Annotated in this window: 13 protein-coding genes; all 13 read right to left on the bottom strand. The window is 50.2% G+C overall.

The features are described 5' to 3' along the window. Window positions 1–22: 22 nt before the first annotated feature. The 13 genes from AC0YOB_RS12460 to AC0YOB_RS12400 all read right to left on the bottom strand — a co-directional run bounded on the left by AC0YOB_RS12460 (window position 23) and on the right by AC0YOB_RS12400 (window position 12,116). A complete protein-coding gene (locus tag AC0YOB_RS12460) occupies window positions 23–745 on the bottom strand; it encodes a YggS family pyridoxal phosphate-dependent enzyme (RefSeq protein WP_475793097.1) in 723 nt (240 codons plus the stop codon). Next, a complete protein-coding gene (pgeF, locus tag AC0YOB_RS12455) occupies window positions 742–1,611 on the bottom strand; it encodes a peptidoglycan editing factor PgeF (protein ID WP_475793096.1) in 870 nt (289 codons plus the stop codon). The genes AC0YOB_RS12460 and pgeF overlap by 4 nt, the downstream gene beginning before the upstream one ends. Before the next feature lie 91 nt (window positions 1,612–1,702). Then, window positions 1,703–1,981 carry a PRC-barrel domain-containing protein gene (locus AC0YOB_RS12450; protein WP_210046560.1) on the bottom strand — a complete coding sequence of 93 codons (279 nt, stop codon included), beginning with the start codon at window positions 1,979–1,981 and terminating at the stop codon, window positions 1,703–1,705. Between the two features lie 213 nt (window positions 1,982–2,194). After that, window positions 2,195–2,977, bottom strand: a complete 783-nt coding sequence (gene sigG / locus AC0YOB_RS12445) for an RNA polymerase sporulation sigma factor SigG (protein ID WP_188992832.1) — start codon at window positions 2,975–2,977, stop codon at window positions 2,195–2,197. A 156-nt stretch (window positions 2,978–3,133) separates the two neighbouring features. Then, window positions 3,134–4,363 (bottom strand): hypothetical protein, encoded by a 1,230-nt coding sequence (locus tag AC0YOB_RS12440; RefSeq protein WP_475793095.1) that lies wholly within the window; start codon window positions 4,361–4,363, stop codon window positions 3,134–3,136. A gap of 19 nt (window positions 4,364–4,382) precedes the next feature. Beyond that, complete coding sequence (locus AC0YOB_RS12435; protein WP_475793094.1) at window positions 4,383–5,231, bottom strand: hypothetical protein; 849 nt, start codon at window positions 5,229–5,231, stop codon at window positions 4,383–4,385. Next, window positions 5,228–5,917, bottom strand: a complete 690-nt coding sequence (locus AC0YOB_RS12430) for an ABC transporter ATP-binding protein (protein ID WP_475793093.1) — start codon at window positions 5,915–5,917, stop codon at window positions 5,228–5,230. Before AC0YOB_RS12430 ends, AC0YOB_RS12435 begins: the two co-directional genes overlap by 4 nt. 16 nt (window positions 5,918–5,933) lie before the next feature. Then, the gene (locus AC0YOB_RS12425; protein ID WP_475793092.1) at window positions 5,934–6,332 is read right to left on the bottom strand and encodes a GntR family transcriptional regulator; all 399 of its coding nucleotides are present in this window, start codon (window positions 6,330–6,332) and stop codon (window positions 5,934–5,936) included. Between the two features lie 446 nt (window positions 6,333–6,778). Further along, a complete protein-coding gene (gene sigE / locus AC0YOB_RS12420) occupies window positions 6,779–7,501 on the bottom strand; it encodes an RNA polymerase sporulation sigma factor SigE (RefSeq protein ID WP_210046565.1) in 723 nt (240 codons plus the stop codon). Further along, window positions 7,480–8,469, bottom strand: a complete 990-nt coding sequence (gene spoIIGA / locus AC0YOB_RS12415) for a sigma-E processing peptidase SpoIIGA (protein WP_475793091.1) — start codon at window positions 8,467–8,469, stop codon at window positions 7,480–7,482. Before spoIIGA ends, sigE begins: the two co-directional genes overlap by 22 nt. Before the next feature lie 235 nt (window positions 8,470–8,704). Then, window positions 8,705–9,847, bottom strand: coding sequence for a cell division protein FtsZ (gene ftsZ, locus AC0YOB_RS12410; protein ID WP_475786382.1), 1,143 nt, complete (start codon window positions 9,845–9,847; stop codon window positions 8,705–8,707). 17 nt (window positions 9,848–9,864) lie between these two features. After that, window positions 9,865–11,106, bottom strand: a complete 1,242-nt coding sequence (gene ftsA / locus AC0YOB_RS12405) for a cell division protein FtsA (RefSeq protein ID WP_210046568.1) — start codon at window positions 11,104–11,106, stop codon at window positions 9,865–9,867. Window positions 11,107–11,351: 245 nt separating this feature from the next. Continuing rightward, window positions 11,352–12,116 (bottom strand): cell division protein FtsQ/DivIB, encoded by a 765-nt coding sequence (locus tag AC0YOB_RS12400; RefSeq protein WP_475793090.1) that lies wholly within the window; start codon window positions 12,114–12,116, stop codon window positions 11,352–11,354. Between the last annotated feature and the right edge of the window lie 77 nt (window positions 12,117–12,193).

Here is a 12,193-nt window from a genome sequence, read left to right as displayed (position 1 = left end):
AGGCATATCTATGACCGTTGTGTCAGCTTTTGCCGACTAGAACCGTCCCTAATCGAAGCCATGTGGCTCCTTCTTCAACAGCCACTTCAAAATCATTGGACATGCCCATAGATAACCCATTCACGGGCTGCCGAAGCAATGCCAGGGCATTTAATTCATCCCGCAGCTGACGCAGCTCGCGAAAAACCGGACGGGCCTGCTCCGCTTCCCCGTCCAGCGGGGCCATGGTCATAAGCCCAACAGGCTCAATATGGGGCAGATCTGCAAGCTCCCGCGCAAACACGGGCAGCTGCTCGGGAGCCAAGCCATGCTTGCTGTCCTCTCCTGATACGTTCACCTGTATGAAACAGGGTACGATAATTCCAAGCTGCTGCGCCCGATTTTCAATGGCCTGCGCCAGTGAAGAACGGTCAAGTGAATGTATATAGCTAAATTTTCCTACGACTTCTTTCACTTTATTGGTCTGCAGCGATCCGATAAAATGCCACCGGGCTTGTCCCTCCGGAAGATCCGGGAACCCGGAGCTGCTTCCTTCCCCGCTGATCGCATTCCATTTGGCAGCGGCATCCTGCCAGCGGTTTTCGCCCAGATGGTTGAGCCCCTGCCGGAGCACATCAGCAGTCTGTTCTATGCCAACATATTTGGTTACTGCAATAAGCTCAATATCTTTCCGGCTTCTGCCGCTGCGCCTACAAGCCTCGGCCAGCCGCCGTTCCACCGTTTCAATCCGTTCCGACAAGGTCATATTAACCGTTCACCTCTCATGCCAATCCAGCTGACCATGCGTCCAGTGGCTCCTCCTTCCATACGATGAGAATAGAAGAGTTCGGTATTGCAGCCGGTGCACCACTCAGATAATTCGATAGCCATCGGCAAAATTCCTGCTTTTATCATAATCTGTCGGTTGATTTCTTTCAAGTTGATCCGTGCCCGGCCATTTTCCGTCGGCTGCATCCACAGCTCCGGATTGGCCCGGAACTCCGGACCGAAGTCGCCAATCAGCGGTTCAACGCGCCGAAGCACGGTCTCATCGACTTCATAACAACAGCTTCCGATGGACGGACCAATCGCCGCCCTGATATCCTCTGCGGCGCAGCCGTAGCCATCCGCCATGGCCTGTACGGTATGCCGCGCAATCTCCAGCACCGTGCCCTTCCAGCCGGCATGGGCCAGCGCAATTACCCCCTGCTTGGGCGCAAAAAAATACAGCGGCACACAGTCTGCATAAAAGGAGGTCAACAAAATATCCTTCTCATCGGTTACAAGCGCATCCGCATCGGCAATCGCTGTCTCCCGGCTTAAACGTCCTTTTCCCCTATCTACCGCCGTTACCCGGTGGATATGATTGCCATGAACCTGTTCCGCACATGTCCAGCTGTCAAAAGGCCAATCCAGGGCAGCCGCAAGCAGCGCCCGGTTGTTGACCACTGCCGCCGTTTCATCGCCTACATGCAGTCCACAGTTCAGCGATGTCCATGGCTTGCTGCTTGTCCCGCCCAGCCTGCTGGTGAAGCCGGCCGTCAAACCGGCATATTGCTCCGCCCATTGCGGCAATAAAAAAAGCGAAGGCCCCTTCGCTGTATCTTCACGTTTGAATGCTTCCATCATCATCGCTCACCCCGCTACCAGTTTACCATAGGGGCAGCGGCTCATGCGAGCGGTGTTATCCGCCCGCCCAAGCCGAAGAATCGCCCTTTGAAACCTACCTTGCTCCTTGTTCCTCGTCTTCATTCTTGTGCACCTTCGTATCATCGATCCGTACAAGCACTACATCCGTGCCGATTTTCACAATATTGCGCCAAGGGATCACAACATCCGTTCCGCCGCCGCCGAACAACCCGAAAAATCGGGTATAACTCGGCACGACAATGGAATCGATTCGCCCCTGCCGCAGATCCAGCTCCAAATCGCTCACTTGACCCAGCTTGCGGCCATCGACGATATTAATGACATCCTTCGTTTGAAAATCGGATATTTTCAATCGGTACTCACCACGTTTCCGCAGAGGTTTTGCGTGCATCAGCAGCTTCTTTCCGCTCCTGCCTTTACTATTACTATATGTACGATATAGTTAAAATGTCCTGATTCCTATTAAAAACTTCCTGTCCACTCTGCTGCTTGCCTCCCTGTGGTCAAGCTCTTTCGACCAAGCTTTCGGGAGGGCATAAGAAAAACGGCGCGATAGCGCGCCGTTTCAGGTTTTTACATGCTTTTGCATTTGCTGGATGGCCGATTTCTCAAGACGTGAAACCTGGGCCTGCGAGATGCCGATTTCATCGGCTACCTCCATCTGGGTCTTTCCTTCGAAAAACCGCATCGATAAGATCATTTTTTCCCGTTCGTTAAGCTTGTGCATCGCTTCCCGCAGCGCAATTTCTTCGATCCACGATACATCCTTGTTCTTGTCGTCGCTGATTTGGTCCATCACATAAATAGGATCGCCCCCGTCGTGATAGATCGGTTCGAATAAGGATACCGGATCCTGAATAGCATCAAGGGCAAAAACCACTTCTTCCTTCGGCACATTGAGCGCCTCGGAAATTTCCATTATTGTCGGTTCCCTTGAATTCTGATTCGTCAAGGTATCCCGCACCTGCAGCGCCTTGTAGGCGATATCCCGCAGGCTTCGCGATACGCGAATCGGGTTGTTATCCCGTAAGTAACGACGGATTTCTCCGATGATCATCGGTACAGCATAGGTTGAAAACTTGACATTCTGACCAAGGTCAAAATTGTCGATGGCCTTCATGAGACCGATGCAGCCGACTTGAAATAAATCATCAACGAATTCGCCGCGATTGTTAAACCGCTGAATCACACTGAGTACCAGCCTCAGGTTGCCGTTGACCAATTTCTCTCTTGCTGCCCATTCATTCTGTGTTTGCAAAGCCGTGAAAAGTTCCCGCATTTCGACGTTGGTAAGTACAGGTAGTTTTGCGGTATCCACACCACAAATCTCGACTTTGTTTCGGGTCAACGTGATTACCTCCCAAGGAGAAACATTAATCTACAGTATCTCCTCGGTCCTCCAATTTATTCCCGAAACAAGAAACGGAATGCAGCCGGATTTGCTTCATCAACGGTCAACCGAATGTCAATGCCTGAGCTGCCAAGGGCTGCAGCCTTTTTTAAATTATTGGGAAGGAATCAGATTTATTACAGTCAGCCGGCTCAGCAAAATTTCGCGCTCCTCCGGAGTCCCCTCCACGCTTACAGCGCCTTGATACAAGACAGCTCCGCTTTTCCAATCCACTACCGCAATACCCGGCTTTCCGCTAATTTCAATTAAGGCGTACAGCTTATTCTGCTGCAGAATCAGGCGGTCTATCGACTGCCCTCCGAGCTCCTTGTAGGTGATGAGCTTATCGCTCGCTATTTTCTTATCATCGAGACTGTATATGGCAATATGGAGCCCCAAACTGCTGCCGCTTGCACGTACAAGCTGGTTTCCGGCAGTGGTAAACGACATGGAATTCTCCTGAAAATCTCCGTCGCCGCTGAATACCACAGGTTCGAATTGCCCGGAAGCCAGACTGTAGGACATTAGCTTTTCCCCAATCTGCTCTGAGGTACCGGCGCCTGTCTGGATATTCTTCATTTCATGCGCCCGATAGACTACAAACGGGCTTGCATCCAGGGGATCCAAGGTAGGAACCACCTGATAATTTATATCATGAACATTCCCGGGTTCTATTTCATTGTCGGCAAGTTCTTCCATGCTGGTTATGGATCCGTCTGCTTCATCGATGGTGTATACGCCAACAAGCTGCGAGGTTTTCCCGGTTCCTTCTGCAGTCAGCTGCGTCTGGGTGAAAATTTTAAACTGATTCCCGCTCATCTGGACCTCATCAATCGTTAACCACTGCAGCTTGATTCCCTTCGGCTCCGCAATCGGAACTTCCATGCTGCGCGCTTCTTTTGTCTTCTTGTCCCAGATCGAAATGACAATTCTGAAGTCCACGCTGAGATTACCGGTAACTTCATAAGCTGTTTTGGCAAAAGCGATCAGATTGTCATTCTCATAAAAGCCGCCCGGCTGATGACTGCCCTTCAGAAACTGACGATGCCCGGCAAGGACAGAATTAAAATGGCTCCAGGGGCTTGGATGAAAGGAAAACTGGTCAAGGAAACCCTTATTGGCTTCATAATCACTTCCCTGTATGCCGATATGCAATGGTTCGGAAATGATTCCGGACCCATAGTAACCTTCCAATTGAATATGTGCCGCCTCCTTCCCGTCGCCGCTGAGCTTCGCCAATCTGTACTGGGGAAGCCCGCTGCCGGATGAGGCCTGCACATAATAAGTCCCGATACTAATAATGATCAGTGCAAGAAGTGCGGCTGACAGCCCGTACCTTTTCATTTTTGTAATCCTCCCCCGGTCAAACCGCCACTTTTCTTTTGATTAGAAATAAGCCTGTCCAAATTGAAATAACACCTACGATCAAGCCCAATATCAGCTCGAGGATAAAGATTTCCATAGGGTACAAATAATTTTCAATGATGGTGTTCCACATCAGAAAAGGGATAAGAATTGGACAAGTCACGATGAATACCGAGAGTGCCACATATAAAATACCGCCTGCAAGCCCCTTTAGCCGATAGCTCCGTTCGATCAGAACCCCCGTGAAAATCACGCTCACTGCAAGCAGGCCCGCTCCATAATAAATCACGAAGGACATGAAGCTTGAGGGCAGCAGAATTTGCAGCATTAATTGAGAACGGATGAAGTCTCCGGTTGATATCGTCTCTCTCAATTCTGCAGGCACCAGGGATTGAAACAAGCCGATTTCCAGCGGCAGCAGCAGCAGCTGGAAAGCAACAAGCCCCAGAAACATGATAAGAATGGCGCTTAACTTGGAGAAATAAAGATGATACCGCTGCGTCGGAAGCATTAGAAGCCGATAAATAAAGGGTTGCTTGAACAGCCAGTCGCGATACCAGATCAGAATTATATAGAGCAGCAGTACCGAGGCGCTTAGAAAGACAGGAGCCATAAAGAACAGACTGTTCGACATCACATCCGCGAAGTTTGCTTTGCCTGCCTGAGCTGTATATTCCAAATAAGCATCGAGGCCGCCATTGTGCCACTTCCCGGCCCTTTGAATGATATCCTGCGCTTTCATCCATACTCCCCCCATCTGCACCAGCAGGATGAGCGCAAATAAACTGAAATAAATTCTACTGAAGCGGCCAAGCTCCATATGAACCAGCTTCAAATATCGGTTCATGTCTGATACACCTCCCTCATCACATCCATGACGGATTTCCCTTGCTCCTGCCGCATTTCCTCGCAGTTGAACGATTTTAAAACCGCGCCCTGATCCAAAAGAACGACTTTATCCAGCAGATGCTCAATGTCATTGATTTCATGGGTGGTGATAATAACGCCGCGATCCTCGATTAACTGGCTGGTAAAAACCGAGGCAATCTGTTCCCTGCTGAACACATCGATGCCCGAGAACGGCTCATCCATCAGAATATAATCGGAATCGACGGCCAGTCCCAGCAGCAGATTAAGCTTCGCCGCATTTCCTTTGGACAGCTCGGCAACTTTATCCTCCGCCTTCAGCTTGAAGAAAATCAGCAGCTCATTGGCACGGGACTGATTCCAATTGTTGTAGAAATCCGCCATGAAGCGCATGCAGGCCTTAATCGTCATGCTCCCGGGCATCGTTATCGTATCGGGAACAAACGTGATCCGCTCATAATGCCAATGATGAACAGGCTGTTCATCAATATGTATATGACCTTTGTCGATAGACGTCAGCCCCATAATGGCTTTGAGTACAGTGGATTTTCCGACTCCGTTAATGCCGATCAAACAGGTGATTTCATTTTTTTCGGCTGTAAAGGATACCCCGTTCAGTACCTTCTTGCGTCCGTATTTCTTTGTCACATTCTGCAATTCAATCATTTTCGGGCACCTCCCTTTATTCCATTAGACGTCCTTTCAGATACTGCTTTCTTACAACATTCAACAGTTCCTCGACGGACACGTCGATGTTTTTGATAGAATCGATAAAGGCGGCCGCAGCCTCCTGAATAAGCTCATCCCGGATAGAGCCAATCAGCTGTTCATTGCTTGCGATTCGGCTCGGGGAATTTCCTTCGGTTATGATCAAGCCCTGATCCTCCATTTCCTTGTATGCTTTTTGCGCCGTGTTGGGATTGATCTTGAAGAGGCCGGCAATTTCCCTGCGTGAAGGAATAACATCTCCTGCGGAAAGCCTGCCAGCTGCCAGTCCCTCCTTGAAGTAACGGACAACCTGCAGGTAGACTGGATCGCGATTGTTAAATCTCATGTTGATTTGCCCGTCGTCCACGTTCATATCAACCTCTCTCTACCAGTGTGTGTACTATGTAGTTCATACACCATAAGTGTACTATACGAATAATACACCTTGATGTCAATTGTTAAATAAAAACAAAAAAGAGCCGACTGAGCGGCTCTTCCAGGCAATGGAGTAGGATTCAATTATGATTCAGAAAATAATGCTCATAACGTAAGTGTCCCCGTTAGGGAAGAAAACGAGGATAGGCACAGCTGGATCTCTCCGTCGCCTCTATCCCGATAAACGTTATGCCAGCCCCGCAAGGGGCACAGGCAGCACGGGAGCGCCAAAATTGGAGTGTGTCCGCAGGGACGAAAACGAGCTTTGCACATACGTTTCTAGCAAGCTTGCGGGTCCCTCGCTCGTTTCCCGTTCCGGGAGTCCAGAGGGGCGGCCCCCTCTGGGGTCCCTCCTATGGAGGGATTCAGGGAGGGCCCAACAACTTAAACCATTTTGTTGAATTCCTTGCGCAGACGCTTTATAATGCGTTTCTCCAGCCTGGAGATATAGGACTGCGATATCCCGAGCAGATCGGCTACATCCTTCTGGGTTTTCTCCTCGCCATCGGCGAGGCCGAAGCGCAGCTCCATAATAATCCGTTCCCGCTCTGTCAGCTTATCAAGCGCCTTATGCAGCAGCTTGCGGTCAACCTGCTCTTCAATATTGCGATAGATCGTATCATTTTCTGTGCCGAGCACATCCGAGAGCAGCAGCTCATTGCCATCCCAATCGATATTCAGCGGTTCGTCGAAGGAAACCTCTGTGCGCGTCTTGCTGTTTCGCCGCAAATACATCAGAATTTCATTCTCTATACAACGTGAGGCATAGGTGGCCAGCTTGATTTTTTTCTCCGGATCAAAGGTATTGACGGCCTTGATCAGCCCGATCGCTCCGATGGATACCAGATCCTCAATGTGAATGCCCGTATTCTCAAACTTGCGGGCAATGTATACGACAAGTCGCAAATTGCGTTCGATCAGCATAGCGCGGATGGCTGTATCACCGGAAGGCAGCTTGCCCAGCAAAAATTCTTCTTCTTCCCTTGTCAGGGGAGGGGGCAGCGCCTCACTTCCGCCGATATAATAAATTTCCTCGCTCTTGAGACCGAATAAAAATAAAATCCGATAATAATATAACTGCAGGATCAGTTTCCATTTGACGAGCATGCCGCTCCATCCCTTCTCGAAGAACTGTGAACTGGATCAATCGTGACGGTTCGATTTTGCAGCATTGACGGATGGAGGATCGCCTGGTACGCCCCATCTGCGACTAATTTGCCGGCATCCAAGCCGATCAGCACTTTACGTGTTTCGAATGTCTCCCCTTCTCTTACAACGACGACCAGGTCGGGCTTGACGGCAAGCATGAACTGAGCACCGCCATTGACTCCGCGGTATGGCACAAGCCGTAATCGATCCCGCCAGACAAATGGTTCATCGTCCATATTGGCGAGCAGCTTATCGACCTGCGCTTCCCTTATTTGCTTCATCCACGCGGGAGGCAGAACATCCTGCCACAGGGAAGCCTCCATAACCATTACCGGCGTGCGGGTCATGGGTTCATACAGTTGGTTGCCCGTATCAATAAGTCCCGTACATGAACGCTTGTCATCCCCTATCGTTATGTTCACCTCCGCAAGATGACTATGAACAAGATCGCGTTCCCGGCGCTGGATCATGATCGAGCGAAAAATATAATAGCCCACACAAATAACGCAAAACAGAAACACCAGTCCTAATTTCAGCTGAAAATTACCGTTTATCATGGAATTCCACAAAGGTGCGGAACCATTCATAAACAAGTAATGCAGTCCAAGCACTGCCCCTGCCGCTGCAAAATTCACCCCATAGAAGGCTCCGATATGCCGGGCGAAATGCTGAATGCCGGGAAAACCAAACGCAACAAGAAGCATAATGAGCGACAAAGCAAATTTCACAATAAGCGTAAACATAAAGGAAAGAGGAGGAAAAATAATCATTACCGCATAAAGCGATCCGATGAGAGCTGCAAGCGCAACCCGCCACCATTTGGCGCGAATGCTCCGGACCCAAGCGGTCATCAACAGGGCAGAACCGTCTATTAGCAGGTTAATCATAAAATAAACATCGATATAAACTGCATCCAGCGCATTCACCTTCCTGCCGTACTTCCACTATCGGCCTGCTTCTGCATTTGCGTTCGCAAGGCTCAAGCGGCTTGTGTCTAGTATATTTAAATCCTATTACAATGTCTGTCTAAACATGCCGTCAGCAGCGATCTTTTTTTGTCGATGTGTCGGGTCTGAGAGATAGCCCTGTGAGGGGATTATCTCCTGAACAACAAAAAAACCGCCCTCCCATAGATGGAAGAGCGGTTGATAATGCTGGTTGTTATCTGTCGTTATTCCGGCGGTTGCGAAGAAAGGCCGGGATATCCAGTTGATCGCTTGAGGTCGGGCTGCCAAAAGGCTTGGGGCCAGGCGCAGCGGGCTGTGAACGGTTATCCGAAGCTGCCGGCGCTCCTTGGGCGCTCTTGTCTGCAGCCTGTTGACCGGGCATTTGGCGCAGAGCCGGGTTACTGCGGTGCTCAAAACCGGTAGCGATAACGGTTACTTTGATTTCTTCCTTCAAATTCTCATCAATGCTGGCCCCGAAAATCATGTTCACTTCAGGGTCCGACGCGGAGATAACAATTTCTGCAGCTTCATTGACTTCATAGAGAGACAAATTGGAACCGCCGGTAATATTCATGATGATACCGCGCGCCCCGTCTATCGACGTCTCCAGCAAAGGACTTTGAATCGCTTTGCGGGCTGCTTCAGCCGCACGGTTCTCGCCGGTAGCAGCACCGATGCCCATCAAGGCCGAGCCTCGTTCCGTCATGATCGTCTTCACGTCGGCAAAGTCAAGATTGATAAGCCCCGGTACGGCGATCAGGTCCGAAATCCCCTGCACCGCCTGCTTCAGTACATTATCCGCTTCACGGAAGGCTTCCAGCATCGGGGTTTTCTTGTCGACGATCTCAAGCAAGCGGTCATTCGGAATGACGATCAGCGTATCAACCTTTTCCTTGAGCGATTCAATCCCAAGCTCGGCTTGTCCGGAACGCTTGCGTCCTTCAAATGTGAAGGGGCGTGTAACGACGCCGACGGTCAGAGCGCCGCATTCGCGGGCGATCTCTGCGATGACTGGTGCGGCTCCCGTGCCGGTACCACCACCCATGCCGGCTGTGACGAATACCATATCCGCCCCTTTAAGCGCATTTGCAACCACTTCACGGGATTCTTCAGCGGCTTTCTTGCCAACCTCCGGGTTCGCTCCCGCTCCAAGACCCCGGGTCAGCTTGTCCCCGATTTGCAGCTTCTGCTCGGATCTGGCCATATGGAGCGCTTGCGCGTCCGTATTGACCGTAATAAATTCAACACCCTTGACGCCATTCTCAATCATCCGGTTGACGGCATTGCTGCCACCGCCGCCAACGCCAATGACCTTAATCTGGGCCAGTTGTTCCATATCGAAATCGAATTCCAACATTCTATTAGTTCCCCCGATCAAATGAATTCACTAAACATATTTTTCAATCTTTCAAACAATCCGGGTTTAGTAGACGAAGGAGCACTTGCTTTACGTCCAGCACTCTTCTTCGGAGCCGAAGAAATCCGGTTTCTCATATATTTGGAAACATATTGAATCATTCCAACACCGCTTGTAAAAGAGGGATCCCTTACACCGATGAAATCGGGAACAGCAATCCTGACCGTTGATTCCAGCTCGCTCTGCGCAAGCGGAAGTGTTCCGGGCATGATCACAGTGCCTCCTGTCAATACATAACCATTTACTTTGTCCCCAAATCCCAAACGGATGACTTCCTGGCGCATGAGATGGAAAATCTCCTGCATGCGGGGCTCGATAATATTGGCCAGATCAACCTGCGAGAATTCCTTCTCGACATTGCTTCCCATACGCATAACCTTGAACTTCTGATCTTCCGCCGCATCCTGAATCAATGCGCAGCCGAATTTCTGCTTGATTTTCTCGGCTTGTTCGGTTTGGGTACGTAGTCCGTAGGAGATATCGCTAGTGACATATTCGCCACCGATAGGAAGTGTGGAAGTTGCAACTATGCTGCCTTGATCAAAAATCGCAATTGTGCAAGAACCGGCTCCGATGTCAGCGAGCACGGTTCCCATCATTTTCTCATCTTTGGTTAGCGCCATCTGCCCCGAGGCCAGCGACATGAGAATGACGCCGGCAATCCGCAGATTCGCCTTCTCCACACAGCGCACCAGATTATGGATAGCCGTCTTGGCGCCTGTTACGACGGTTGCCTCAACTTCAAGCCTTACGCCGATCATACCCCGCGGATCCGAAATCCCTTCAAGTCCGTCAACCAGGTACTGCTTTGGAACCAGATTGATAATTTCCCGTTCGGGAGGAAGGGCAACAACTTTCGCCGCCTGCAGTACCCGCTCGATATCCTCTTCGCCGATTTCCCTGTCCTCGTTGGATACGGCCACTACGCCATGATTGGTTTGGAGTGAAATATGATTGCCTTGTATACCGACATATACGTCGCTTATTTGAATGCCCACCATGCGTTCCGCATGATCCACTGCATTACGAATGGATTGCACGGTTTGGTCAATATCAACGATGGCCCCTTTTCGTATTCCTTCCGAGTCGGCAGATCCAACTCCAATAATATTAATGGCTCCATTACTCACTTCGCCAATAATAGCACGAACTTTGGATGTACCGATGTCCAAACTAACGATGATGTCGTTGCTGCTCAACCCGTGGCACCTCCGTTTCAAAATGTTATAGATTCCAGTATATAGAAACCGTATCAGGTCCAGTCTCCAAGTGCATTTCTACTTATTCAACGTTGGGCCTATTTTCCCTCTTTTTTCAACAACTTTTTCGGTGTATGTTAATATTTCCAGCGCCGCAGCCGCTGCGCTGCTTCCGCAATTCTAATGAAAAAATAATCGGAGAGAGGCAAAAAGATGCATAATTAAAATTCTAACACTCTTTGACCCTATTGAGTAGTGTCTTTTTGATCGGCGTCCTTATTTCCCCCCTCGTCCGGGGTAAATGATGTATAAGTATCCGCAAGCAGCATCGTGATAAGTCCGGGCTCCTGCGTCTCAATAACGGCGTTCAGCGCCGGCACCTTCCCGGGGAGCAGCGAAACCGCGGTAATGACCTCAAAACGTGTGCGCGTATAAATCTTGATGCGGTCCGGATACGCTTTTGAAGGCGTAGGAATGATTTCCGAGAAATCGGACAGCGACTGGGCGGATAGCTCGGCAAGCTGCTTGCACAACTGCGCCATGACCGGGTCATCGACTTTCCAGCCGGACAGGATGGGCTTGTCCACGATGATATCGCTCCCCGTCGGAACGCTTGTCCCGTTGGATAACAGAGCGGTCAGCACGCCCTGGTCCGACAGCTGGAATGCGACACCCGGAAACTCGTGAACCACAATTTTGACGGTGCCGGGAAATGATTTGGTTACTTCCACCGTCTCAACCGGAGCGAGCTTCTTTACCCGTGCTTCAATGGTTTTGGCCGATGTACCCAAAAAAGCGTCGCCCACGCTGATGCCCGCAGCCTTCTGAACATCGGCCGCTCTCGTAAACTTCTGTCCCTCCACCACGACGGAAGAAATTTTGCTGATATTCGAATTAAAAAACAATACGCATAATATAACTATAAAGAGCAAAAAGAGCACTGCCAGCAGCTTTTTGCCGCCCCGGCGTCTTCGGACAGGTTCCCTCAGCACGGGCATCTTGTCTGCCATGACTTGTCCCTTCTTTCGAACAGACGATAAACGGCAAAGAGGCTGCCGTTCACGGTCTGTATAGCGCTTCATCCAGC

Source organism: Paenibacillus sp. JT31N17 (genome assembly GCF_056269255.1).
Note: the sequence above shows the minus strand (reverse complement) of the source record. Positions and strands in the feature narration are given on the sequence as shown.

Excerpts from the sequence above, each read along its gene's own strand:
- AC0YOB_RS12460 (WP_475793097.1), bottom strand. The coding sequence starts at position 745 with ATGACCTTGTCGGAACGGATTGAAACGGTGGAACGGCGGCTGGCCGAG.
- pgeF (WP_475793096.1), bottom strand. The coding sequence starts at position 1,611 with ATGATGATGGAAGCATTCAAACGTGAAGATACAGCGAAGGGGCCTTCG.
- AC0YOB_RS12440 (WP_475793095.1), bottom strand. The coding sequence starts at position 4,363 with ATGAAAAGGTACGGGCTGTCAGCCGCACTTCTTGCACTGATCATTATT.
- AC0YOB_RS12435 (WP_475793094.1), bottom strand. The coding sequence starts at position 5,231 with ATGAACCGATATTTGAAGCTGGTTCATATGGAGCTTGGCCGCTTCAGT.
- AC0YOB_RS12430 (WP_475793093.1), bottom strand. The coding sequence starts at position 5,917 with ATGATTGAATTGCAGAATGTGACAAAGAAATACGGACGCAAGAAGGTA.
- AC0YOB_RS12425 (WP_475793092.1), bottom strand. The coding sequence starts at position 6,332 with ATGAACGTGGACGACGGGCAAATCAACATGAGATTTAACAATCGCGAT.
- sigE (WP_210046565.1), bottom strand. The coding sequence starts at position 7,501 with ATGCTCGTCAAATGGAAACTGATCCTGCAGTTATATTATTATCGGATT.
- ftsZ (WP_475786382.1), bottom strand. The coding sequence starts at position 9,847 with ATGTTGGAATTCGATTTCGATATGGAACAACTGGCCCAGATTAAGGTC.
- AC0YOB_RS12400 (WP_475793090.1), bottom strand. The coding sequence starts at position 12,116 with ATGGCAGACAAGATGCCCGTGCTGAGGGAACCTGTCCGAAGACGCCGG.